Consider the following 26549-nt stretch of genomic DNA (forward strand, 5'->3'; position numbering starts at 1 on the left):
AATCATCTCCTTATCATTTACTTTTTTTAGAATATATTTTCTTTAATATAAATTTTTTACTATTTAATAATGTTTTTGTTTTAATTGTTTTGTTTAAATCTTGTTTTGTTCTGAGTTGTTTATATGTTTGAAATACTAATCTATTACCCAATAAACTAGTAACCGCAATATCTTCTAGCGTATTTAACAATTTATCTTTATTAAAGTTATTTTTAAATTGTTCTTGCATTTTTAATATCTTAGCAATTGTCCGATATATTTTAAAACTATCTTTTACTACTTGCTGATAAGCAAGTGGAGCAAAAGAAACTAAATTAAACAAACTTGTTTTTTTAAATCCCCAACCAATAAACCACTCACTGTTCATATAGAATTTAAACGGTTCAGGAGCCAAAACAAACTTTTCTGCTTTGATTAAAGTTGTCATAACGACAATAGGGGCATATTGCGGATTTTTATAATATATTGTTAAAGCAACTTCGCCCGCAACTGATAATGGAACAATTTTTACTGCTAAAAAAACATCAGAACCATAGGCAAAAGGTAATAATTGGCCTTTTTTAATAGCCTTAGTTTCAAATTTAGATAATATTTTTTTAGTTTTATCAATAATTTTATTAATTACTTTTTGTTTAATAGCAATTATTTGTTTTTCAATTGGGGCTAATAATTTTTTAGCTACTTTTTGAATATAAAAATTTGGGTTTAAATGATTTAAAATTTTATTTAATTTAATTGGTGTTTGATGCAAAATATTTAATAATTTATTATTATATATTTTACTGCCCCGCATTAAATTAGCATTTAATAGTAGATTTTTACCAACACCTTTTTTATGAAGATTGGTCATAATGTTATATCACTCATTAGTATTAATTTTGCTTATTTTATCAATATTTAATCCATATTCAGACAATCATTTATTAGCATTTTTTTCATTTAAGCGTGGTATTTTTTGAATTAATGTGGGGCTTATTTTTTGAATATTTTTTTCAATTTTTAATAAATTATTAATTGTTTCTAAATTAGAAACTTTAAAACCTTTATAAAAATCATTTCGGGCTAATTTTCCAATTGTATATAATAAAGTTTCATTATTAGCCTGCTTTGTAAAATCAAATATTAATTTATCAGATAAAACCTTTTTACCCGTAACTTGTTTTACAACATCTTCTAAATTATTAACAGTTATTACACCTAATTTTTCAAGTAGTTTAGTTTCTTTTGCTAATTTTAAAATTCTAGTTGTGCGAGCAGCACGCGTTAATTTACCAATTCCACCAATTGCTGGTAATAAATTTAAGGCAGTACTTTTTACTGTCACTTCTGATGTTAATTTATCGTATATTTGATTTACGGCAAAATCGGTTGCTGTTTCTACTCCAAACGAGATAAATGCTGCGGCAAAATTAGATAATCCCGCACCAAGACCAACAGTAGATGCTACACCACCAGTTAAAACTGATAAACCAAGGGCTAAAACTTGAATTCCTAAAAATTCTAATAACTGTAAACCAAAACTTTTTTCTTGTTGTTGGATTGACAATCTAGTTGGATTTTTTTTAACAGCATAAATAAGGGCTGTTTTAGATGTTCCAATTGGCATATCTATCAAACGAAAAAGTACTATTTTTTAGTACTATTAAGAATTTTTAATTTTAACATCAATCGGATTTGTTTGACCAGTAGCGTTGTTTTTACCTTCAATTTGAACTTCAACAGTTTTTTCATTTGTAATATTAATTGGTCAATCTTCACCTTTACTTTCAATAAAGTAATCAAAATCATTCTCAGTTAAAGAACTATCTATGGCTTTAACTGCTTTTAAAACAACAGCTTTAAATTGTGGTTTTAACTGTTCTGGTGTTGCTTGTGTTGGATCTGTAACATGAATAGTTGGTTTATCTAATTTATTAATTTTACTAATATCAATTTTTGTAACAATATGTTTAATAATTCCTTTGGGTTCAACTACTGCTCCACCTAAATATAAAACTCTTTCCATAATCAAAGTATTACCCATTCCAGTACCTAACGCAGCAGCACCAACTCTTAACGGAGTATGATCTTTTTTGCGTAAAATAAGCGGGTCATATTTTTTGCTAAATTTAAAAGCAATTGCATTAACACCATCTGGTAATAGAGTAATTGTTCCTTCAGAACCATCTTTATTAATAATTGGTAATTTTTTAGGAACCATATAGTATGTTGTTCCTTCAACAGTTTTCATTGCTCCACTCGTTTCAATTACGCTATTTATTTGGTCGTTTGCTCCAAGTTGTAACTGTAATTTATTACGAATTCCACGAATAAAATCAGCCGAACCTAATACAACTGTTTCTGATGGGGTAAAGCCGTTTTCATATATTTTATCCATAATTTCATCGTGGATTTGTAAAGCATTTGTATCATCTGCTTTTTGTCCTTGAATAGTTGTAACTGTTCCTTTATTAATAATTTCTAAAATTTTATTGCGTTTATAAGCAACCTCAGTATCCATTGCTTGCTCAATATCAGCAGCCCAAAGATTAGGATTAAAATCACTTTCTACGGGGTCTAATTTACGAGCAAAAGTTAAAATTGTATCTAATTCAACAGTTCCATCTTCAAATTCCACTGTTGAATATTTTAGTAGGTTATCATCAGTATTAAATACTTGTCCTTCGTTTCCTAGACCTTCATTGTATTTAATATTTTTCTTTCTTTTATATGTTAAACCAAACTTATTTACTTCTTTTCATGCAAATAAAGCTTCTCAACTAAATTTTTGTTGATAAGTTTGTAAATATCATTGTTCAAATGTTTCTCGGTCTCGTTTTGTTGCTTGATTAGCAATATCTCCGAAAATTATTTGTGGGTTTTGTACCATAATTTACTTCCTTCTTTCTATTTATTAAATACATTGTCTGTATCTAAAATATTGTTTTCTTTGTTTTCTACTTTTGGTACGCCACCAGTATTAACTGTTTGTACCTTAATTAATTCATCATAAACACTCTGCAATTGTGTTTTAATGATTTCAATATCATCAGTAATATCATAAGACTTTAATAAAACATTTTTAAATTCTTCATTATCAGTTAAAGAATTAATAAAGTCAGTTACTTCAATTTGTTTTAATTGAATTGTTTGTTGTTCAATTTGTGAAGTTAATTCAGTATTTTTTGTTTGTAGTTCGTTGATTTGCTGATTATTATTTTCTAAATTACTTGCATTAAATTCTTCAACTTCAGCAGTATTTTCTAAAATAATTTCAGCAGTTTTAATATCTAAACTACCATCTTCGCTTTTAATAGGTTCATTATTTTCATCAATAAGAACATATTTTACATTTTTTAATGCCATTGATTTTTCCTCCTATTTTTTAATATTTGTATTTGTTCTTTTTCTAATCGCTTTTTGTATAATTTCAAAACTATCTACTCTAAAAGATAAAAAATAGCGTTTAGTTTTTATATTTAACTGATTAAATACTGAGCCTTTAATTTTTATCTCATCATCTTTTTTTAATTTTAAAAACTCAGTTAAAATAGATGGGTTATATATTGATAATGTTGAATAATTTAATCCGTCTCATTGACATTTAGCCGAACAAGCATCAACTTCAACACCCCCAGCAACCAGTGCCTTAATTTTAGTTTTAATCGGATTTTCATGTAATCTAACAGTTAATTCTAACTTATTAATTTTTTTATTTTTTATTTTAGGTTTATTAGTTACTGATTTTTTAGGTAAATTACTTTTTGATTGTTCCATTTTTATCAACTCCTTTTGCTAAAAAATATTGTAGGTGTTTTCAAGCATCGTGTTCGTGCTCTGACATTTTAATATTTCCTTTATAAATATAATTTTTCTTAATGACTGGTGATTGTAAAATATATTTTAAATTAAATAGATATTTGCATAAAACTTTTAAACCACCAATAAATTTAGGAGTAGGTAATGGGTTTTTTATTTTTAAACCTTTATGAAGTTGATAATCTTCAATTATTACAATAACTTTATTTAAATAAGAACAAATTTTATTTTTAAATTCATTTAATATTAAATATATATTACTTATTGCTTCTTCTTCATTTTTGGAATTAAAAGTAATATTATTAATTATTTTCTTTTGCAAAACATTATAAATAATAATACCAGTTTGTCCAATTCCAGCAGGGTCAATTACAATAATATATTTTAATTTATTTGTTTTATTTTTTTGTCAATTTGTAATATTTTTCATCCATCTGATGCTAAATCTAAAATATCGTTAATTTTATAATATTGAATATAAGAAGCAATAACATCTCACTTGTCTTTAAATAAATTTAAGTACATTTTGGCTCATTCTAAACATTGCAAATCATAATGATTTTTATGATGTGAAATACGACAATTAACAGGCTGACAATTAGCTCATTCAAAAGATGTTGTTATTTCATTTCAAGTTTTATTAATATACAAACTTTTATATTCTGTCATTTATCTATACTCCTTAATTCTTTTTATTTGTTGCTCAAATTTCATCATTAATATCATTTACCGTTACTGGATAAGCTCGTATCATTAATTCTTGTAATTTATTTTTAATTTTTTTATTTCATTTTTTCATAAAATATTTTCCTTTCTGTAAAAAAACATAATATTCCTTTATTGGTTAATATTTTGATATTTAGTAAATAATTTATTTTAGTATTTAATTACTTCGCCGCCCGCTTCACTTTGAAGGTGAGCGGGGGCGGATAGGATATTTTGATAGAGTTTACCCCCATACGGAAATAAACAAAAAACAGTTTACCCAGTTATTAATTACGCTTCATCCATCCCTAGACAACTTTATATAAAGAAAATAACCTTTTGGAGTTCCAACCCTCTTGTTTTTTTAGTGTCCGATATTGTTTTTTTCGGTTTAACAACACTCTTTTTATGAAAACAAGCCAAAAAACACGTGCTCTGACATTTCGCAAGTGATTAATCTTGCCGAGAATTAAAGAAATAAATAGGAGAGTAAATCCAATCGATTTCACACTTTCTTTAAGGCTTCGTGCCATAGATGAGTTATCCATCTTTAAGCATCAAAATATTAAGTTTTAGATTGCATTATTCATCAGATAGTACCTTTATTAAAAATGATATTATTAGTTGTTAAACCGAAAAAATATAATAAATCACAGAAAGGAAATTATAAAAATTAACTAGTTTGTAGGGCAAAATAGGTTAATTTTTAATTTTAAAGATACTATCTGATGAATAATGCAAATAAAAAAATCGCTCTAATAAGCGATTAATTTAATTTGTATTTAATTACTTTATTTATATTTTTTATAAAACCTAAGCTTTTTTCCGACTACCTAAAAAACAGCAATTAAATTAAAATTGCTGTTTATTTTTAAGATATATTTAATTTTCACTAAGATAATATTTTTTTATTATTTTTTATTTTTAATTTTTTAATAATAATATAAATAGAAAATAATGTAATTGTTAATAATATAGCAATTATAATAAAACAAATTCAATTTGTTTTTCTTTTTAAATATTTTTTTTCTTCTAATGATAAGATATCTGTTCCTCAATAACTTATTATTTGTGTTTTAGTTTTTTTAAAATGAATAAAACAAAAACAATGCAAAATAAAAAATAATAATATTAATGAACTAGTTATTATTATTTCTGTTTGTAAATTTTTTATTGTTCCTATTTTTCAAAAACCTAAATAAAAAATATTTTCATTATTAATATACTGATATTGTAATCATATCAATATAGACAATGTAATTACACCAACTATATAAGAAAAACTGCAAAATCAATTAGCAATAATTTTATATACAATACTTTTTTTATATACACTATATATAAATTCTGGAATAGTATTTTCATCATTTTTTAATCATAATTTATATTTTTTTGCTTGTTTTTTTATCATTGTTAAATTAAAACAACCATATATAAATACAAGAAAAAAGATTATTAATAAAAAAATTAATAAAAATGGATAGGGAATTAATTCTATTTCAAGGGATTTAACAATCTTATTAAAAATAAAATTAATATTTGTATTTAATTTAAAAATTTTGTTTTTATAATCAATGTTATAATATAAAAATAATATGAAAGATAAAAACAAGAATAAAAATAAAGAAAATAATATTTGAAAAAACGAAATTACTTTAATAAAAGTAATTTTATTTTTAATAAATCTAGGAATTGTTTTTTTTTTATTTTCAAAATAATTCATTTATTAATTTAACTCCTTTACTTTTTATATTTTTTCTTATTCTCTTGTTGTTTAATTCTACCAGGACAACAAATTTCTAACATATTTTTCTCCCTTTACTTTACATTTAATTACTTTTGCTAATTTATTCGTTTTCATTTGTTTTACTAATATTTTCAATATTGTCTGTTTTATTTTGTTTTTTATTTAAACTTTTAAAAGCTGCTTTTATTTCTTGAATTTCATTATCATAAGTTTTTAATAACTAAGGGTGACACTTTTTATAACTTAATTTAAGATGTTTCCTAACTGAATCAAAATCAAGTACCTCAACTTCAATTTCATCACCAACATCAAAAAAATCTTTAATATCTCTAACAAAGTAATCTAAAATTTCACTGATATGGATTAAGCCATCAGCTTTTTCTGCCCGACAAAAAGCACCATACGGAGTAATATTTGTTATTTTAACATTAATTTTATTTCCTTTTTCATACATAAATAAAATATATCTCCTTTTCTAAATTAAATTTTGATAAGTTAATATTTGATACATTTTATCTTTCTCTATTTGTTTCTTTTAGTTTTAGTTCCATTTCTAAAATTTCTTTTTTTAAGCGTAAATTTTCATTTTCAAGGATTAACTCAGGTTTTATTTCTTGCTTCTTTTGCATTTCTTTTGCTTTCATAGATTCCAATTCTCTTTTTAATTTAGCAATTTCTGTTTTTCTTAATGGTATGTTTTCTTCATAAGATTTAATTAATCTACGAGTAACTCGTGTAGGTTTTGGGTTGGAATTGAACTTTATTAAATCTTCTTCCATTTCTTCTAATTCTTTTTCGCTGATTTGAATGCGATATTCTAGAAATGGAATTATTCCACTTTTATAGTAATCATATCATTCTCACGCTTGATCTCAATCTTTCTGATTTTCTAAACTATGTTTTTGTTTTAAAGTTTGTTGAGGATCAAGATATGATTTTGATAAAAATGGATATCTATTTAAATCAGGAACTTGATGACCAAATTTTTCTAGTACTCACATAACATTATTTTGTTTATCACTATTTAATCTATCAATGCTTAAAGGAATATTCGCCCCCCCCCGAGTGCATCAATAATTGCAGCGTGAATTTCAGTTGCAAGACAGAGGTCTTGCATTATTGAAACGCGTTCTCAGTTGAATTCGCCACCTAATAATCGTCATAATCCCATGATTTATCACTCCTTTTTATTTACATTATACCGCATTTCTTATTTTTGTCAGGTGTTTTTTGATTATGGCTTTTTCTTTTCTGCTTTTTTGGCAGCTTTTTCATCTCATTTTTTCTGTCTAGCGTCTGATTTTGTTAAATGATCTTTAAGTTTTTCATTAATCTTTGTTTGTTTCTCATTTAAATTTTGTAATGAAACTTTTTGATTATGCTTCATTTCTTTTTTGATTGTTGGTTTAAGATATGAAAAACTGTTTTTGCTAGTAAATTTGTTTTCGACTTTCCCTAGTTTTTTGTTTAAAGATTTTCTCTTTCATTTATCTAAATCTATTGTTTTTGATATGTTAGTTTCCGTTCCTTTGCTAGCTAGTTGTGGATTAAATCTTTTTCCAATTGCCTTGAATGGTGTTGCAATCCCAGTTCCAATTTGGCGGAAAAATCCTTTTGTTCCACCTCCGCGAGCTGCTCCCACTAGTTTGCTTGTTGCTAGGGTTGTGACTCCAAATCCAAATCCTGGCAAACCAACAATCCCGGCTCTTGAGCTCATTCCCTCGGTAGCATGTCAGAAATGACGAAAGTCAAGGGGTTTTTCTTGGCGAGATTGACCGCTTGCTGTTTCATTATCACCTCAATCACCATCACCGCCCGCCACCAGCCATTGAACCCATTGCGTTCATGGTTTTTTCGCCCATACTAGTGCCACCCATTGCCACTGCTCGTTTGGCTCTTTTACTTTTAGCAAATCCGAATGCTTTTCCTGCTATTTTCCCAGCCCCCATTGCCATCATTCCACCAGCAACAGTTGATTTCATTGAACTCATCCCTTCACGAACACCGGCTGCTTCACCAATTAGGTTGGCAACAACATCCGAAAATGCCATTACCGCTAAACCACCACCATACATCATCAGAATTACAAACAATGATTTACCATATCCTTCGATTCCCAATCCTGCTAAATTAGTGCTTAAAATTGTTTGAATTGTTGTCATAAAAATAAAATATCCTGTTAAAGTGGCGGTTGATGCTAGAAATTTTGCAATTACCATATCTTTTCAAATAAATGCTCCTTTCCGGTTGTCAATTGTCATAATAAACATTACTCATGGCGAAATAATAAATAAGAAAAACAATTCGATTATTTTTTGTACCAAAGCAATTCCAATCATAAACATTGCAAATAGCATAAATCATACTCCAAAAACTTCGGCAATCATATTAAAATCACCAATATTGTCAGGATAGGAATAATTGCTTGGTATATTATCACCACTACCATCTCAATGTTTGTTTCCGATATTGTATAGATAATTGGCAATATTTCCGTTTTCGCCCCCAAATCCAGATGTAATCATTTTGGCAATGTTAGCAATTGCAAAATTTGCCAAAAAGAAAAAGATTGGAATTAAAAATATAAAAATAAATGCCTTACTACCATTTTGTAAGGCAACAATAAATTTTGTTTTTGTTTCGCTGGCATCTTGAAACAAAATTTTAATCATGGTAATTGTAAATATTAAAGAAAATAAACAAAGAGCCGTTATGACAAAATATCAAAATGCCATTGGGATATTTTGAAAACTAAATTCTTGTTTTGATCCAAACATTAAATCACCAACCACACCACCTGTTAAATAATTTAGAACAGTGTTAAATGATGCAATTAACTGCAATGGCCCTTGTACAAAAATCGATCATATTAGTTTATATAGTGCATTAACTATCATAATTTTTCACCTCCTTTCATTTTTTATCAACTATGTTCAAATACTAGGGTTATATGTTTTGATAACTTGTAAAACAACATTCATAATGGCAGTAAGTACCAATATAGATATAATTGCTCCAATTTGGGATTTTAAAGCACTTAAATAATTTGCTCTTTCTTCCGGACTATCTGCACTTCGCATAATTGAAACTAAAATAAAAATTAGTTTTCAAATCGCAAATATAACTACAATTACTAAAAAAACACCAAATACAATATTACTTCATAAAGTAATAACATCAATTATTTCGCTAAAATTTGCCGTGTTGTTTGATTTCATATTTTCCTCCTCCTTTGTTATTTTAAAAATTTGTTTTTGTTAAATTTGTTTATTTGTCAATAAAAAAGATTTTTATTTTTTTGATAGTGTTGTTGATGATTATTAAAATAATTTTTAATATTGTTTTTCTTAGTCATTTTTATTTTTCCTTTCAAAAGGAAGACAAAATAAATGCAACAATAAATCACCGAGCATAAAATCACAATCAATTCCAAGGGTAATTAAAAATAAAATAGGGGAAATTACTAGCAACAAAATTCCAATAATAATTGTTAAAGGATATAAAAGTCATTTTCACCAAACTTTTCTTTTATTTTGCATCTTTTATCTTTCCTTTCTATTTGAAACATTGATATAAATATTTTTTCTAACACATTAACAACAATACTGTTGCCGGCTTGTTTATAAAGTTGGGTTTCTGAAACAACTTTGCTTGCTTTATCAAAATCTTTATTACTAAATCCCATTAATAATCAACATTCTCGTGGAGTTAATACTCGTAAAAAATATTCTTTTTCATCAATTAAAAAAGATAGTATTTTACTACTATCTTGTTCTTGTAATTTATGGTTATCAACGATGATTTTATTGATATTACTTGCTGCGATTGTTCCCATATAATTATTTCCTGTTTTTCAAAACCGATTATATGAACCGTTAACTAGTAAACCATCTTTTGCTCGTGGTAAAACAATAAAATTACCATAATCCTTAATTGGCAATGCAATTTGTGGTGGTCTTCCGTGTGCTGTTGTAATGGTTGGAATAATATTATTTTTTGTTATGTCATTAAAAATATTAACTTGATTATAATTTCTCAGATTAATAATTAATTTTCCATCATTTAATTTTTTTATATAATTGGGAATTGCAATAATTCCTGCGTTTCCTCATCGCATTTGTTTTGTTGTAATTGTATAAGCACATTTTTCAATGATTTTAAGTTTATTTTTTTCAATTGCTTTTTTCATTGATTCTTGCCGAATAAAATATTTTTCATTCACATTATTTTCTAAAATATCTTTTACTAAAAATTTCAAATTACAGGGTTGGGGATATTGAAATTTAAAATCTTGTTTTAATGTTGAAATCATAAACAATCGTTTTCTATTTTGGGGAATTCCATAATCTTTGGCATTCATTGTAAAATATTGGTTATTATATCCTAATTTATTAAGTTGATTTTGTAGATTTTGAAATCCAACAAAAAACTTTTTACTTAATAAATTTGGTACATTTTCCATTAAAAGATATTGGGGTTTTATTGTCATTGTTTTTATTAAATCAACAACTTTGTAAGCTAAACCACTTCGTTTGCCATTTAATCCTTGGCCATTATTATTGGCATTTGATATGTCTTGGCATGGAAATGATCAAGTTATTAAATCAGCATACGGTAAAGTTTCTAGTTTAGTAATATCACCTAAATTAGGGGTTTCATAATCATTAAAAATTGCTCGGTATGATTTTTCAGCGTATTTATCATTATCACAAAAAGCAACTACTTTATGGTTAATTTCAATCTTTTCTAATGCTCTTCTTTGACTTCCAATCCCAGCAAATAATTCAATTACTTTAAGCATAATAAATCATCGTTCTTCCAATTTTTCTTTTATCTAAAATGATTCATGGATTGGGATATCTATAAGAACAAAAAAATAATATATGGATATTGTTTTCATTATAAATATTATGAATATATTTACAAAACGGACAATTAATCATTGCTGCACCTCTTTCTAAAAACAAGATATTAATTATCTTGTTTTGTGTTATTTTAATTATTTATGTTATTTTTAATTTAATCTGTTATATGTTTTCATTATTTATATTGTTTTTGTTTTGTTTTTTATTTTTAATTAATTGTAAAATTTCAAAACAAATACATAATATAACTCCGCCACCAATAACAATATTAAAAATACAAACTACAACATAAACAAAAAGACCTCCACTATCATTTATTCATTCTCTACATAAAATTAAAAATGTAGTCATTAAAACACACATTATAATTTATAAGCAACTAATAAATAATTTTAATAAATTAATTTCTTTTAAAAATTTTTTCACATTAAATCTTTCCCTTCTTAATTTCTTTTAACTTCATCCAAAATAATTTTTATATTTTTAATTTTTGTTTTAATTTTTTCTAAATCTTTCTGGTCAAAATCACTATTTTTAATTTCACTTAGTAAATTTAAAGCACTATTTAAATTTTTTATTTGTTTTTCTAACAACTTAATTGCTTGTTGTTTTTGTTCGTCTGTAAACTCATTTTCTTTTTGACATAGTAAAATTTGATATTCACAATTATTTAGTTCCGACATTTTGATAAATTTTTCTGTTTGTGTTTGTTTTAATTCTGTTTGATAATCTTCTTCACCTTCATAATCCTTTTTACTATTTTCAATTTCTTTAATTACTTCATCATATTCTTTAGTTTCTGCTGTAATCTCTTGTTTTAATTTTTCATAGTAAAAAATGTCTTTGATTATTGGTTCTTTTGGTTTTGTTGGTGGTAAATGTGGTTTGTTATTTGTAATATTACCACAGCCTATTAAACTCACTGTGTTCGTACACGATAACGAAAATATTGATAATAAACTAAACAATTTTTTCATATTTGTTGTATCCTAAATAAAAACCATTATCTCAATAATTGGGGTTATCAATATTTTCTAAATCTTCTAGTAGTTGTTTTTCTTCTTCTATGGAAAATTTTTGTTGTGTTGTTTTGTTATAATAATTATTGTTATATTTATTTAGTAAATCATTATTATTATCATTTTTGTTTTGCAAATTAAACTTCTTTTTGTTTTCTTGCTTTAATTTTTCAAAAGATAAAATTAAATTTTTTCCCACAATATTGCCACTTTTGTTATTTAAGATATTATTTACTACATAATTTTTATTTTCATCAATTTCTAAACTAAAATAATTTTTATAAATTGATAAACCTAAATAATTTTTATCTCAAACAACGCAATCTTTTTGTTTGTTTATTAAAATATTAGTTTTATTATTTATTTCTTGTGAAATTAAATTTTGATTTAAATAAATTTTTTTTATCACTTTTAACTACCTCCCTTTATTTTTTACATTTTTGGCATTTATAAAATTTATTAAGCGTTAATCATTCTAAATTTGAAATGGTGAATTCTTGTTCACATCTAATACAGTCAATAATTATATTCCCATTAAACCTTGCTTTGGGTTTTGAATAATCTTTTTTTATGATAATAACCTCGCTTTTTTGCTTTTAATTTTATTTTTCCTAAAATTAACATTTAATATTAGGTTAAAAATAAATAAACCGAAAAACCAATTATTAACGAACTGGTTCTATATTTTTGTCTGACTGTTTTTCTCAATTAATATTAGATAAATTATTTGCCACTGTATAACCAAATTTATCTTCAACATAATTTTCTATAATTTCATTTCATGATTTTTCTTGAAATTCTTTAAATTTTTTGGCTAAATATTCATCAATATCTTTTATATTATCTATTGTTCCACTTGATCAACAATATCCTGTTCAATATTGTTCTAAACCAAATTTATATCAAAAGTTTTCTTTTTCTTCATGATCGGTGTTTTTTGAAATTAAATCCGTTATTTTATAATGATCTTTTATACTATTTGAATCTTTTATAACTAAATACATGTTTTATCCTCCATTTCCAATATAACAATCGCGGTCTATTTTATAAAATATTAAGTTTTAAAAAACTAAAATTTTAATATTCAGTGTAATAAACATCTTCAAATCATTCTGTTTTTTCACGATGATTAACTTTGTGAAACTGCTTTGGTGTTCCACATTTTTTACATTTAATAAAAGTATTTTCAGACATATTTTTCATCCCTCTTCTTTTTTATTTCTGATAAATAAAAAACCAACTAATTTTAATAAATAAGTTGGTTTAATTTCTTTTTTATCTTATTTGATTTAAGATATTTTCAATATTATTAATTTTGTCAATTAAAGCTTCCATAATTTGTTCTAAATTGCTTAAATTGTTTTCTGTTGTTGTTTTAATTTCGTTAATTAAATCGCTAATTGTATTTTTGATATTATTTTCAACCATATAATTTCTCCTTTCTAATTTTTAATATTAATAATTCATCATTTATTTTTCTTAAAAATTATTTTTTTAATAATTTGATGGTTATTTTGGCACTGTAAATTTAAAAACCAAAGATTAGCATTTATTTTTTGTTTGTTAATAAATTCTAATCTTGCTAAGCAATGCCGAGCATACTTTTTACAATATCAGCCACCTTTTCTGTTTTTGGTTAATTTTGTAAAGTACTCATTGATATAACACTGACATTTATTAATTAATCCTGTCTTATTTGTTAATTTAATTTTTAACTCTTTTCAACAGAGTTCTTTTAAAGACACTTTCAAAACCTCCTTATAAATAGTAAGATTTCTAAATTTTTTTATTGTGGAACACTAACTCTTTAACTATTGCAAGTTAAAGATTTATCCCCAAACCACAATAACTCTTTTGTATTGCCTAAAAGAATTGCCTGCATTGTGTCGTAGCGGTACGGCCACCCCTATATTGTTTATTCTCACTTGCTTGGTTTTACGACATTCCAAGTAGGAGAGTTTTATTCGGTTGGTTTTGCTGTTATTTTCTTAAACTAAGCAAGGTTAACGACAATTTTAACCTAATTAAAAAAGATAGAATTTTATATCTATCTTTTTCTTATTTTTTGGAAATTTTATACCAACCGAATATTTTACGCGGTCGTAAAACGATTAATTGTTGCAACGGATGTATAAGCATATTCAGCCATTTCCTTAATTGTAATATCGGGAACAATAATTAAATTTTGTAAAATATATTTTGCAAGAAAAGAAAAGCGCTGATCACTATCAATACTAATTGCTTTAATTTTGCGGATTATTTCATTTTCAGTCATTATTATTTTTCTCCTTATCCTTTCTTCTTATTATACCTTTCAAACACTAATCAAACAATCATTAACACAAAAAAACCAATTCCAGCAATTGATAGTAAAACAATCGCAGGAATTAAAAATTTTAAAAGATAAAGCAATAACCCAATTAATGCCACTAAAGTTAACCCCAAAAGACTACCATTAATCACTCATTTTTGTTTTGTTGTAAAATTAAACATTTAAAACCCTCATTAAAAGATAACTTATATTATTTTATTTAAAATAATATCTTCTTTTTTAACTATACCTTATTTTCTACTTTTTGCAATGAATTATCCTTTAATAAGTAATAGCAATCAAAACAAAAACTATGCGAGTAGCATAGTTTTTTTAATTGAATTAACTTTCCATCATTACAATTTGTTGAATATTTAATTGGTTGATTTTTTTCATAGAAACAAAATATGATAAAATATATAAAATAATAATTCCTCCCAAAATAATTGGTACGGTAATTAACCCCGTTCCAATTGGAACATAGAAGTTAAAGAACATTAAAACCTTTTGCGTAATTGTTCAAGTTAGTCCTCATGTAATGAAATAACCAATTAGTCAACCAACAATAGCAAATGGAATAAAGATTCCTAATGTTAAATTATTAATTTCTCATCTACTATAACCTTGAACTTTCATCGTCGCAATGATTTTAATAAATTTCTTAATAAATAAATCAATGGCAAAGTAAATTGTAATAACTGAAACTATAACAATAATAACAATGAAAATTAAAGCAATTGATAACGCAATAACAATAACGCGATTCATCACTTGGGCTTTAATTCCAACATAATCTGCCGACAAGACAGAAGATGTATAAGAATTTGTAAAGTTATTTAAGGATAAATCACCATTAGTTGAAGATAAAGCATATCGATTAATTTGATCAGATGGTTGTAATTCCTTAGTATATTTACCATTATACCATTGCATTATCTTAAGATTGTCCTTTAATTCTGTTGTTGGAAAGAAATTAATTTTATTTGCATTCTGCATACTAACAAATAACCGTGGATTATCATAAGTGGCAATACTTTTTACAATTTTAACTTTGACTGGCATTACTGTCAATGATGGCACAACTTTGATAAAATTATTATCAATCGCTGCTTGATATCACGTTGTTGGAATGCCATTAACAAAGTCGCCACTATATGAACCATCAAAGTTAAAATCATATGGTTTAATAACTCAATATTCCTGACTATTAACAGTTTCTTTTCGTACTATTTTATTAGATCCTGATGATACCTCTAATAGTTTCCGTTGTTGACCATTATTTAAAGTAATCACTTTATTCGTCCAAATTTGTTCCATTGCTGAATTGGATGGAATTCATAATTCAACATTATTTAAATTATAATATTCACTCTTTGGATCTGCTGAAGCATAATATTTTGTATTAGAACTTGCGTTATAAGTAAAATAACTTTTATCTAACGAATATAAACTCTGGTAATTATTTGGATTTCATGGCCCTGGACTACCACTAAGGTTATATTTCCAGTTTTGTTTAACTAATGCGGTATTATTATTACTAAACTCTGTTCACTGCTCTGGACCAACATTATATTGTAAGGTTGATAATTGTGGTGTCAAAGTAATTTCTTTCCCAACCCACAAGTTTAACTGCTGAAGTGATGTCACATTTGCAATTGCATTAACAACTTGATTATTATTATTATTATTATTTGCTAAAGCAGCACGATCATCTGCTGATAATTGTAGCATTTTTGTATTAGCGTTAATCCCATAAACTGGTAAGTTTTTATCATTATATGCTGCATCAAAACTAGTGAAAACATCATCAGTTGCATTATTATAACTCATTGTTCCAATTCCTAAAGCAAAGTGATTTGCACGATCAGGATTCTTATTTCAATCCTCTTTTACCGAAGCTGGAATAATACCGTTTGTTGCTTTACTAAAACAAGTATTTCACAAAGCAACATAATCACCTTTGTCTGGGAACGGTGGATATGGAATCGCGCCAATCCCAAGGGCTTTTGGTAAGACAGTACATAAAATTTCAGAAATTAAAGCTCGCACACTATCGCCACTCGGTGAATTTTTTATTAATTCATTTAGATAATTAAAAATTCCTAATGATAAATTAGTTCCTGACAAAGTAACAAAGTTATATGACAACATATCTTTTAAAATTCCTGCCACTGTTGGTTCTTGGTTTACTGTTTTTAGTGACTTAATTATTTTACCACCATCAATACTATAATAATTTGCTAATGGTGTCATTCCCCCAATTGGATATAAATATTTATCAGTTGGATCCCCGGTGTTTGGAACATTATTAATTCCATTTCATGGATATGTTTTGTAATATGACAATGGACTATTACTAATAACATTACTATATTTAACCTCACTACCATATTTAATATTTTTATAATAGTTTGTATTAAAGTTTTTAGCATAAACGGGGGCTAATAATGATACTGTTAAAGTAAAAGTTACTAAAGCAAAGATGCCTAAATAAGTAAAAGCTTGCTTTAAGGAAGTTGATAAAACCACCATCCGGAAGCGACCAACAAACGTTTTGAAGTCCAAACTACGAACAGAACGCGCTAATTTATTATCAACATTTAATTCCCGTGTTGGATAAATTAAACTTAATACTTCTGTTTTACTAATTGAAAAATAACAAGTAACAAATGTAATCAACGATAGAAAAGCAACAAAAAAGGCTGATAAAAAGAGCAGAATCATTCAGTTTCAAGTAAAGGTTCAATTAATAATAAAGAATAAATTAAATAATTTTACAACAAAGAGTTGGAGGGTAATCCCAACTAACCAACCGGTCGGGACAGCAATGAGAACACTAAGCATTAAAATACTTCAATAAGATAAAGTAATTTCACGAAGATAATATCCACCCGCTTTTAACATCCCAATTTGTGATGATTCTCGTTTAATCATTTCTTTAATGATAATATATGAAACAACAAATAATGTTATTGCAAAAATAATAATGAAAAATAATCCAATATAAATATAAACATTAATTGTTTTATCTAATAAACTATAACGTCATGTTAATTGACTTGTTTCATTTTTAGTTTCAAAAGTACCAATGGCAGGATCAGTTGCTTTTTGATTATTATTTATTTGTAACGCTTGTGCATAAGTATCTAATTCATTAGGATTGTTAGCATAATATTTTTTAAAAAGTGCTAAATTAGCTGCTGGTTGTCCAGCTAAACTTTTTAAAAAAACACGTGAATTATCTTTTAAACTAATTAAACCTTTATTATTATCTTCTGACAATAATCACATGCCATATGAAGATAAATAAACAACAGTATCTGTTTTAAAATCAGGAATAAAATCAGTTTCATAAATTGTTGGATAAATGTTTAATCTGTCTCCCCCTGTTGCCCCAACCGTAAAAGTTTGTTGGCCAATCCTAATATCATCACGTAAGGATTTATTTTGAAATTTTAAATAATTAGGACTAACAACAACATAACAGTTGTTTAAGGTTGATTCAACAAGAGATGGTCCTTCTCATTCAGAAACCTTATTAAAAATTTTTAATTGCTCATCTTTTAATAAATCATGTCAACCAATTACTTTGTATTTTAAATTATTAACAATATCTCACGTTGTAACTTCCTGACGCATTGAAATTGCAAAATTACTAACAATTCCGAGCATTTTGTAATAACTTTGAACAAAATTAATAAACGAACTTCGTTCACTATTATTGCCAAAAAAAGTAACCTTATTAAATAAATCACCAACAACCATTCGTCCTTCATTAATTCCGGTTTGGTTTAATTTATCAATATATTGATAAGGTGATTGCGCTAAATATTGAATTCGCTCTGCTTCATTCCCACCACTATCTGTTATTTTATAACGCGCCGCAACTCCAAAACTACCACGTAAACCTTTATCAAACAAAGTATTTATATTAACAGTGCTAATTGTTTTATTGTCTTTCCCTAATGTGACGTCAATATCAGGCATCTCAAAATGAGAAAAATCATTATTTGTTGTTTTTAATTCTCAATCTCAACGATTAACTGCCTTTTGATTTTGATCTGCTTGCCCATTTGTAAACATAGCAATGGCATTTTTAATTTCTACTTCTGTTGCGGTGGGATTTATTACTAGAAAATGTTTATTAATATAATCAATAATAATTCCTAAAAAGTTTTTATAAATTTGCGTTGTTTTAAAATTAGCAAAATACTGATCAGCTAATGTATTTTGCCCCATTGCCCGTAATTTCGCAATTAATGTATTTTGATAACTCGGTGCTGATTGGCGAATTTTTAAAGCTAACCATAACCCAGCTATTGCTCCAGAAGATGTTTTGTCAAACGTAATATCTTGCTGTGTTAAAGCTTAAAAAACATCACTATTGGCCGTACCAATTGTAATTTTTGGATATGTTAATTTATTATCGTTGTTTTCTACAATAACATATTCTGAATCAAAGGCAAAACTTGGTGTAATTGTTTGCATATTTGAATTTTCAAATTCCATTGCTGAATAGTGAAAAGAATGGTTATAATCAAAACTACCATATCCCATTTGACGGTTCGCTGCTTGTAAACTAGTTACCGTCGTAAATAAACAAGAAGTAATAATTGAACAAATAAAAATTAAAAGGAGCAATGAAATAAATTGCCCTTTTGCCTTAATTATTCCTAAGATTCCTTGCTTCATCAACAGTGTTTTTTTCATGTTTAATCCTACACCACTATCTTAATCATTTTGCACAACATCATAATAACGTTTTCATTGTCCGCTACTATCTTTTGCAAATCATTGAATATTAGAAATTACTCAGTATTGATGACTATCATCACCAGGATTGACATTTGTCCAAGTAATAGTATATTTGTAATTAACTTTTTGATAATTATTTCCTAAACCATCATACTTTTCAAATCAATCTAAATCATAGTTTCCTAACGCATCTAAATAAGCTTTATTTAAATCTTGGTATGTTTTAATTCCATCTTTTGCCACATATCATTTTTCATGTAAGTTTAGATTAGTAGCAACATCAGCATCACCAATTCCTTTATATTCAAGGTCATACTGCATATTATTTTCGTTTAAAAACTTTCCATTATTAATAAATCAATTTTCTCCTAATAATAACGTATTCGTATAATCATATAAGGAATTATTAATTGCTAATAAATCTTTCCGTGTTTCTGAATTAGGATCAAAATATAATTTATTTAATAACGCACGAACTGGTTTGGTTCCATCGTTAAACCATGTAAATGCTACGTCCATAAATGAACCGGCTGCTGGTTTGGTTGGATCTGCACTACCAGTTAATAATTTTGCAATTTCTGTTTGATTTTGTTCCTGGTTATTTGGATCAGATCATGAAATTTGACTAACTTTTGTTAATGAATCAGCATTATCTAAAATTCCTTGTGATAAGGCAATAACAAACTGATTCATATCATTAATTGTTAAAGTTCATAAACCACCATTTGCTGGTAACATCATCATTTTAGCCATAGATTGTAAGACTACTTTAAATCCTGGCGTAACAACTTGTCCTGCAACTTTTAAAAATGTTCCAATAGCATTATTGGCCTCCCCTTGTTGTTCTATTGTTGCCTTTGTATATCAACCATTAACTTCGTTTCCAAATTCAATAAATAATTCGGCTAATGATTTTGATGAACTATCTTTTTTAAATAATAAATCAGCTAGTGATAATTTTGGTGTTTTTCCATTCCACATTGCATCACGATTTTTATATTGGTCCTCTGGTTTTGCCAAATCTAAATCATCTTGCATTGGTTTTGTTAATAATAAATCACTAAAAATTTGTGCTTGTTGGGCAAAGAAATTATTAATTTTTGCTTCAATTTCTTGTTTTGCATTTCCTGTTGCTCCTAAATTACTTAAGGCTACTGAAACACCTTTTTTTGCTAATTCATAATTTGGATTTTTTTCGTTTGGATTATTTGGCATTGTTGGTGAACCAAAAATTTGAAAATAAATAGCTCCTAAAATACTTCCAAAAAAAGTCCCATCCGCATCTTTTGACAATGGTAAAAATTTGTTTAATTGATTAATATATGTTTTTGATTGTGAACGGTCCGTAAACATATCAGCCATTAAAATTAACTGTAAAATTACCATTAATTTATCTTGTTCTTCTGATTTCTGTGCTGTGGTAAATGATTTACCTGTCGCAAATTTTTTCCCATTAATAACAAAATTTGAATTTGTTGTAGTATCAAATTTAATGTCTTTTGTTGCCAACGGATTATAATTCATATTTAAATCATAAAAGTAAGTTGTTCGTTGTAACTCAAACACTGCTTTGTTATAAGCATCCTTAATCGTTTTATGTAACCGCGCATCTCCTTGTTGTGTTGCTAAAATTTCTTTTGCAATTTAATAATTTGATAGTGGTCCCCCATCATATCAATAATTTAACATATTACTATTTGCTGCTAAACTAGGCATTGCTGGTAATAAATCATTTTCAGAATATCCTGGAAGCTTTGCTTTTGTTTGATTTTCCGTATTATATAAGTCATTATTCAAGATATTCATATAATCATAATTTGATGCCATATTATTTAATGGCATTCCATCTTTTTGATTTAAATAACGACCACGATAATAATCAACATCAACTAAATTGCCATCTTTATCTTTGTATGAATCTGGCAATCGTGTTAACATCTGTAAAGTTGATGGTGTATATCCATTTAAATTTTCATGTCGATTAGCAATTGCCATTTTTGAAAATAATGTTGTTTGTAAAATCTTTGATTTTAATGGTCCATTTGGCATTTTTTCGACTTCGGGATCTTTATATTTATCCCCCGTTTGTGCTTTTCCCTTGTTTTTACAACTAACAACAGTAATAGCTGGAGTTGTCACTAAAACTGTAGCAGCCAAAATATTAAGTAACTTGCGCATTCTTGTTCCCTCTTTTCTTTTTTATTGATAAGTTGTCTTTGTTAATAAATTGTTTTTTATAAGCCATTGAATTAGTTAATCTAAGCATTATTTTATTCTTGCAACGACCCCATTCAGCCATTAATTTCATTTTTTAAGAATTTATTTGGTAAGCTTTCTAAACCATTTTTTTGACTAATATTAAAAAAATGAAGGGCATTTAATAATAATGAAAGTTCAACCAATTCGATTTCATTATTATCAGTAATTTCTCATAAATTTTGCATTGTTTTTTTGACTGTTTTCATCAAAAAAACAAATATAGTAAGCATAGAATTTTAATTAGTTTTAATAAAATTTTTAAAAGTAACGAATGTCTTAAAACTCGTAAATCATTTGGTCGGCTTTCAAAATTACTAATTGTAATTAAAAAGATTAGCAAATGAAAAGCAAACTTATGTACAAATTTTGTTTTTAGATCAAATAAGTAAAAAATTGCAACAATAAAACCAGTTAAAATACTTCATGTTAACCATAGAACTAAGATTTGATGATTATGAATTTTATCAAGTCAAAGCAATAATTGTTTTCCCATTAAAAATGAAAATAACAATGAAGTAAAGATTAACATCATTAATTTAAAAATATAATTTAAAAATTGTTTGTTCATTAAAATAATAATTCCAATCATAAATTGAAGAACTAACACTGTCTCAATCACAGCATAAGTAGTAATATCATTACCGAGAGCATAAATTTTTATAAAAACCATTTGTAAAATTATTGTCATAATAAATTCAGTAACAATTAAGATTACATTAAAAAAATATTTTGTTGCTTGTACTCCTAATCTTAATTTAATTGCATAAATTCTAAAAAAATAAGTAACAACTTTTAAGATTGTATAAAATAAAATAATACTTGCCAGAAAAAATATTGTAACACGTTCCAATGAGGAATTAAAGAAAAAATGAATTGAGCTTGGGATATTAAAATTTGAAATTCCATTTTGTAAATTCATTTTTTTCTCCTCACAAATTTTAAATAGTCCGTTGTTGCTTATTGAATATATTAAAGCAAAAAAAACAAGTGGGTACTCTTTGTTTTTTTATAAAAATTAGACTTTCAACTATCGAGAAAGACTCTTATTGTAAAAATTTAAAATATCTTGATAAATTTCTTGTTTAATTGGTTCATTTAAAATTTCATGACGAGCATTTGGATATAATTTCACTTTAACTTTTTTACCGGCTTTTTTATACAATTCAACGGTTTTTAATACTGTCTTCCCATATTTGCCAACCGGGTCATCTTGTCCAGCAATAAATAACAACGGTAAAGTATTTGGTGTTAACTTAATATTTTTTTTATTAGTGATAAATAATAATCCCGTAAACATATCTTTAAAAGCACTCGTTGAAAAAACTTGACCTGTTAGCGGATCATTTGCAAATGCCTCTTGCACGGTTCTATCTGTTGATAATCATTCTGTTCCTAAGACCCCTTCATCTTTATAACGAACATTTAGTGGCGCATAAGAAAATTTATAAATAAAATTATCTTTTGACTTTGGTCCCTTAAGTTTTTGACCAATTCTAGCCATTTTAACTGAAAATTTTAATAATCGTTTTGGATAATGCGCTGTTCCACAAATAACTAAAGCAGCAATATTTGTTCCATATTTAATCGCATAATGGCGAACCATAAATGATCCCATTGAGTGACCAAACATCACAATTGGCGTATTAGGATAACAATGTTTAATATAAGTTGTTACTTCATATAAATCATCAATAATTTTTTCTCAGCCTTCTTTTTCTGCAAAAAATCCTAAATCTTCAGAACAAGTCGCTGTTTTCCCATGGCCGCGATGATCTTCGGCAACAACAACATAATTATTAGCAACTAAAAATTTTGCAAAATCTTCATAAAGTAAAGAATGTTCCGCACTCCTATGGACTAATTGCACAACGCCTTTAATATCTTTGTCGTTTACTGGTTTTCATTCATACATTTGTAATTCTGAACCATCACGTAATTGTTGCTTTCACTCTTTAAATTTAATATGCTTTATCACCCTTCTAATTAAAAATAAATTTGCTATATTTTACCATTTTCAAGTTGTTATTAAAAGCACTTTATTTAAAAATAATAATCCTGTTAACTAAACAAAAAGAAAAAGTGTCATTTAACACTTTTTTACCGCCCTTGGTTTCCGGCACGATGAAGATCACGGAACGGACCATCAATTGAAACTAATTCATCATATTTTCCATTCTGAATAATTCCTTGCCCTTTTCCTAAGACAAAAATTTCATCAACATTTTTAATTGTGCTTAATCGGTGCGCAATTGAAATTGTTGTTTTACCAACCATAATTTTTTCTAATTCGGCTTGGATTTCTTTTTCAACAATATTATCTAACGCACTTGTTGCTTCATCTAAAATTAAGATTTGCGGATTTTTTAAAATCATTCGGGCAATAACTAACCGTTGTTTTTGTCCTCCTGATAACATAGAGCCACGTTCACCTAAAATGGTGTTATAACCATCTTTTCAGCCCATTACTAAATCATGTAAGTTAGCTTTTTTACAAGCTGCAATAACTTCTTCTTCGGTCGCATTAAACATTCCATAACGAACATTATAAATAACATCCCCAAATAAAATTTTTGGCTCTTGTTCAACATAACCAACATGTGTTAAGTAACTTGCTAAATTTAAATCTTTTAAATTAGTATTATTAATAATAACTTCTCCGCTTGTTGGATCATAAAAGCGTAACAATAATTTTGAAATTGTTGATTTTCCACTTCCAGTTTCGCCAACAAAAGCATAACTTTTTCCTTTTTCAAATTTTAAAGTTGTTTTTGGTAAAATAACAACCCCCGGTTTTTCTGGATACTCAAAAACAATATCTTTTAAAACAATATCACCAGTGATTTCATTAACATTTGGCGCGTCACGGTTTGGTTCAATTGTTGTATCAACACGAATTAATTGAATAATTCTTTTTGTTGATGCTGTTGCCCGCGCTAATCCTGGTACTAATCCAGTTAATGTTCAAATTGGGAAGGCTAATGTATTAACTCCTGTAATAAAAGCTGGTAAAACTTTCATAATGTGGTTAGTACTTTCTGACCCTTTATTACCATATAAAATAATACTTGATAAGACAACAATAACAGTTAAACTTAATGCACAAAGAATAATAATTGTTGTCATTCGCGCTTGAATACGATTTAAACGACGATTAATACGATAGTATTCCTTATGAATTTGTTCAAAACGAACACGTTCATATTCTTCTGTTCCTGTCGCTTTAATTAAAGCAATTGAAGCAATTCGATCAGTCACATCACCATTAACGTCAGTAATTTTAGCACGAACATTTTCTGTTTCTGATGATTGTGAACGGAATGTTACAGCAACTGCTGTCATAAATAAAGCGGTTGCCCCTAAACAAATTAACGCTAATTTTCAATCAATATTTAACAATACGATTGCACTTCCAATAAAGATAATTGGAATACTAATTAAGTTAGCTGGCGTTAATTGTGATTCATCCCCAATAATTTGCGTATCATTAATTAATTTTGTCATTGTTTCTCCAATTTTTTTATCAGAATAATAACCAATGTTTAAATCAACTAAGTTATTTAGAACGGCATTTCGAACATCAATTTCAATATTCCGTCCCAACATTCCCCCAACACGTTCACGAATATTTGTTGTGACAACCCCGATTACTAAGACAACACCAATGATAATTAATCAAATTCATCAGTCTAAACCAGTTGATACTGCCCCCGGATCATTTCCAAATTCAAATAAAATTTGGGTCATTAACTTATTTATTAAAAGGGTAATTGTTACAATTGACGTTGAACTTAAAACTAAAGTAAATAAAATTGTAAATGATCGTCATAAATAGTCACGATAATAAATTGCAACCAACTTAAAAAAACCGATTCGCGGTGCTTTAATTTCCTTCATCATTTCTAATGGCGTTTGTTGCTTACGAGTCTGATTTTTATGGTTTAATTCGTTATACTCCAAGTCTTTTTCAATCTTATTAATATCAATTAACTCTTTAATTTTCCCCATAAACTCACCTCTTATTCCAAATAAGTTTTATCAATAAACTCTCTTATCTGTATATTATAACAAAAAATAAAACTTTTTTAATGTTTTAAAAAAGTTTTTTAGACATATATTCCATATCGATCAACCAACTGTCTTGTTCGTCGTTCTAATAATAAAAACAATGTAGCATTAACAATATACTTTGCGGTAAAGATTCCAAAGAAAATTCCAATAAAGATTAAAGTATGTTGTCATGATTCGAAAATAGACGCCATCCCATTATTGTCGTGATCATGGTCATGACCAGCGTGAGCAACACTAACACTATCTGGTCAATTAATAATTTCGTTTTGTGTACTAACTGCGGGGGATAACATATTAATCCCGTGGTTAATCATATGAACATGTTCTTCTTCTAAATGAGAATGGCCAGTATTTACTAGAATTTTTGCAACAATTAGAAATGATAACGTTTCAACTAAAGCACACAATGGCACAATAATTACAAATGCTAAAATCTTCTTTGTTCAAGCAATACTAATAATTTTATGATGGTGATCATGAGCCTTTTTAACATGATGATACTCATGAATTGTATGATCTTCAATATCTTCTGGAACTTCTACTTTATAGTAAGCATTAAACAAGATATAATAGATAAACCATGTGATAAGAACAACTAGAATGTTAGAAATCATAAAGAATGCCATTTCAATCCAAGTGTGGTGACCATCAATTAGATTATGAATCCAAGGTAAAGCTATTCCCTCCAATAACGCAAACCCTAACCCAACAATTGAGATTGAATAAATAATCACTAATGTGTCAAAAAAGCGTAAACCAAAGGTTGCTCCTCATGGCGTTGGAATATTAAAAATTTCTAATAAACTTAAACCAACAGCGACAGCTAAAAAGATTGCCGCAGCAGTAATTTTAAAGGTAACCGACCTTTGATTATATAATTCTTTGTGAAATAATGATGATTTAATTCGAACCCAAATCCTATCATTTTTCACAGTTAAATCATTGTTACTATTTTTTTTCATTATTTTTTTCCTTTCTTATTTATAAAAATTATAATTTATCTTTTTAAAAAGTCAAGTCCA

Annotated in this window: 27 protein-coding genes; all 27 read right to left on the bottom strand. The window is 27.0% G+C overall.

The features are described from left to right. Positions 1-10: 10 nt before the first annotated feature. Complete coding sequence (locus AACK91_RS02690) at positions 11-1606, bottom strand: hypothetical protein (protein WP_338963912.1); 1596 nt, start codon at positions 1604-1606, stop codon at positions 11-13. A 36-nt stretch (positions 1607-1642) separates the two neighbouring features. Beyond that, on the bottom strand, positions 1643-2869 hold the full coding sequence (locus AACK91_RS02695; RefSeq protein WP_338963914.1) for a hypothetical protein: 1227 nt from the start codon (positions 2867-2869) through the stop codon (positions 1643-1645). A 17-nt stretch (positions 2870-2886) separates the two neighbouring features. Continuing rightward, the gene (locus AACK91_RS02700) at positions 2887-3345 is read right to left on the bottom strand and encodes a hypothetical protein (protein ID WP_338963916.1); all 459 of its coding nucleotides are present in this window, start codon (positions 3343-3345) and stop codon (positions 2887-2889) included. A gap of 12 nt (positions 3346-3357) precedes the next feature. After that, positions 3358-3756 carry a hypothetical protein gene (locus AACK91_RS02705; protein WP_338963918.1) on the bottom strand — a complete coding sequence of 133 codons (399 nt, stop codon included), beginning with the start codon at positions 3754-3756 and terminating at the stop codon, positions 3358-3360. Then, complete coding sequence (locus AACK91_RS02710; RefSeq protein ID WP_338963920.1) at positions 3737-4228, bottom strand: hypothetical protein; 492 nt, start codon at positions 4226-4228, stop codon at positions 3737-3739. The genes AACK91_RS02705 and AACK91_RS02710 overlap by 20 nt, the downstream gene beginning before the upstream one ends. Continuing rightward, entirely contained in the window at positions 4183-4467 is a 285-nt protein-coding gene (locus AACK91_RS02715) for a hypothetical protein (RefSeq protein ID WP_338963923.1), read from the bottom strand. The genes AACK91_RS02710 and AACK91_RS02715 overlap by 46 nt, the downstream gene beginning before the upstream one ends. Before the next feature lie 2003 nt (positions 4468-6470). Then, positions 6471-6704, bottom strand: a complete 234-nt coding sequence (locus AACK91_RS02720; protein WP_338963926.1) for a S1 RNA-binding domain-containing protein — start codon at positions 6702-6704, stop codon at positions 6471-6473. Between the two features lie 58 nt (positions 6705-6762). After that, entirely contained in the window at positions 6763-7251 is a 489-nt protein-coding gene (locus AACK91_RS02725; RefSeq protein WP_338963928.1) for a hypothetical protein, read from the bottom strand. Between the two features lie 38 nt (positions 7252-7289). Next, on the bottom strand, positions 7290-7421 hold the full coding sequence (locus AACK91_RS02730; RefSeq protein WP_338963931.1) for a hypothetical protein: 132 nt from the start codon (positions 7419-7421) through the stop codon (positions 7290-7292). A 63-nt stretch (positions 7422-7484) separates the two neighbouring features. Continuing rightward, on the bottom strand, positions 7485-8072 hold the full coding sequence (locus tag AACK91_RS02735; RefSeq protein WP_338963933.1) for a hypothetical protein: 588 nt from the start codon (positions 8070-8072) through the stop codon (positions 7485-7487). After that, entirely contained in the window at positions 8041-9147 is a 1107-nt protein-coding gene (locus AACK91_RS02740) for an Mbov_0396 family ICE element transmembrane protein (RefSeq protein ID WP_338963934.1), read from the bottom strand. The genes AACK91_RS02735 and AACK91_RS02740 overlap by 32 nt, the downstream gene beginning before the upstream one ends. Before the next feature lie 30 nt (positions 9148-9177). Continuing rightward, a complete protein-coding gene (locus tag AACK91_RS02745) occupies positions 9178-9468 on the bottom strand; it encodes an Mbov_0395 family pilin-like conjugal transfer protein (protein WP_338963935.1) in 291 nt (96 codons plus the stop codon). 272 nt (positions 9469-9740) lie between these two features. Further along, positions 9741-11051: a DNA (cytosine-5-)-methyltransferase gene (locus AACK91_RS02750; RefSeq protein ID WP_338963936.1), complete on the bottom strand. Its 1311-nt coding sequence runs from the start codon at positions 11049-11051 to the stop codon at positions 9741-9743. A gap of 507 nt (positions 11052-11558) precedes the next feature. Beyond that, on the bottom strand, positions 11559-12092 hold the full coding sequence (locus AACK91_RS02755) for a hypothetical protein (RefSeq protein ID WP_338963938.1): 534 nt from the start codon (positions 12090-12092) through the stop codon (positions 11559-11561). Further along, positions 12076-12543: a hypothetical protein gene (locus AACK91_RS02760; protein WP_338963940.1), complete on the bottom strand. Its 468-nt coding sequence runs from the start codon at positions 12541-12543 to the stop codon at positions 12076-12078. The genes AACK91_RS02755 and AACK91_RS02760 overlap by 17 nt, the downstream gene beginning before the upstream one ends. Before the next feature lie 256 nt (positions 12544-12799). Continuing rightward, entirely contained in the window at positions 12800-13138 is a 339-nt protein-coding gene (locus AACK91_RS02765) for a hypothetical protein (protein WP_338963942.1), read from the bottom strand. 271 nt (positions 13139-13409) lie between these two features. Further along, complete coding sequence (locus tag AACK91_RS02770) at positions 13410-13562, bottom strand: hypothetical protein (RefSeq protein ID WP_338963945.1); 153 nt, start codon at positions 13560-13562, stop codon at positions 13410-13412. Positions 13563-14226: 664 nt separating this feature from the next. Next, positions 14227-14409, bottom strand: a complete 183-nt coding sequence (locus AACK91_RS02775) for a hypothetical protein (RefSeq protein WP_338963947.1) — start codon at positions 14407-14409, stop codon at positions 14227-14229. Positions 14410-14423: 14 nt separating this feature from the next. Next, positions 14424-14627, bottom strand: a complete 204-nt coding sequence (locus AACK91_RS02780) for a hypothetical protein (RefSeq protein ID WP_040093823.1) — start codon at positions 14625-14627, stop codon at positions 14424-14426. A gap of 160 nt (positions 14628-14787) precedes the next feature. Then, positions 14788-18684 carry an ABC transporter permease gene (locus AACK91_RS02785; protein ID WP_338963956.1) on the bottom strand — a complete coding sequence of 1299 codons (3897 nt, stop codon included), beginning with the start codon at positions 18682-18684 and terminating at the stop codon, positions 14788-14790. A 129-nt stretch (positions 18685-18813) separates the two neighbouring features. Then, positions 18814-19155, bottom strand: a complete 342-nt coding sequence (locus tag AACK91_RS02790) for a hypothetical protein (protein ID WP_338963958.1) — start codon at positions 19153-19155, stop codon at positions 18814-18816. 21 nt (positions 19156-19176) lie between these two features. Next, a complete protein-coding gene (locus tag AACK91_RS02795) occupies positions 19177-20766 on the bottom strand; it encodes a hypothetical protein (RefSeq protein WP_338963961.1) in 1590 nt (529 codons plus the stop codon). 78 nt (positions 20767-20844) lie between these two features. After that, on the bottom strand, positions 20845-21378 hold the full coding sequence (locus AACK91_RS02800; protein ID WP_338963965.1) for a lipoprotein: 534 nt from the start codon (positions 21376-21378) through the stop codon (positions 20845-20847). A gap of 92 nt (positions 21379-21470) precedes the next feature. Continuing rightward, positions 21471-21644, bottom strand: coding sequence for a hypothetical protein (locus tag AACK91_RS02805; protein ID WP_338963966.1), 174 nt, complete (start codon positions 21642-21644; stop codon positions 21471-21473). A gap of 842 nt (positions 21645-22486) precedes the next feature. Then, positions 22487-23434 carry an alpha/beta fold hydrolase gene (locus AACK91_RS02810; RefSeq protein WP_338963967.1) on the bottom strand — a complete coding sequence of 316 codons (948 nt, stop codon included), beginning with the start codon at positions 23432-23434 and terminating at the stop codon, positions 22487-22489. 122 nt (positions 23435-23556) lie between these two features. After that, the gene (locus AACK91_RS02815; RefSeq protein ID WP_338963969.1) at positions 23557-25464 is read right to left on the bottom strand and encodes an ABC transporter ATP-binding protein; all 1908 of its coding nucleotides are present in this window, start codon (positions 25462-25464) and stop codon (positions 23557-23559) included. 98 nt (positions 25465-25562) lie between these two features. Then, complete coding sequence (locus AACK91_RS02820) at positions 25563-26489, bottom strand: hypothetical protein (RefSeq protein ID WP_338963972.1); 927 nt, start codon at positions 26487-26489, stop codon at positions 25563-25565. Positions 26490-26549 lie beyond the last annotated feature (60 nt).

This window comes from Spiroplasma endosymbiont of Sarcophaga carnaria, assembly GCF_964019595.1.
Classification (GTDB): Bacteria; Bacillota_I; Bacilli_A; order Mycoplasmatales; family Mycoplasmataceae; genus Spiroplasma; species Spiroplasma poulsonii.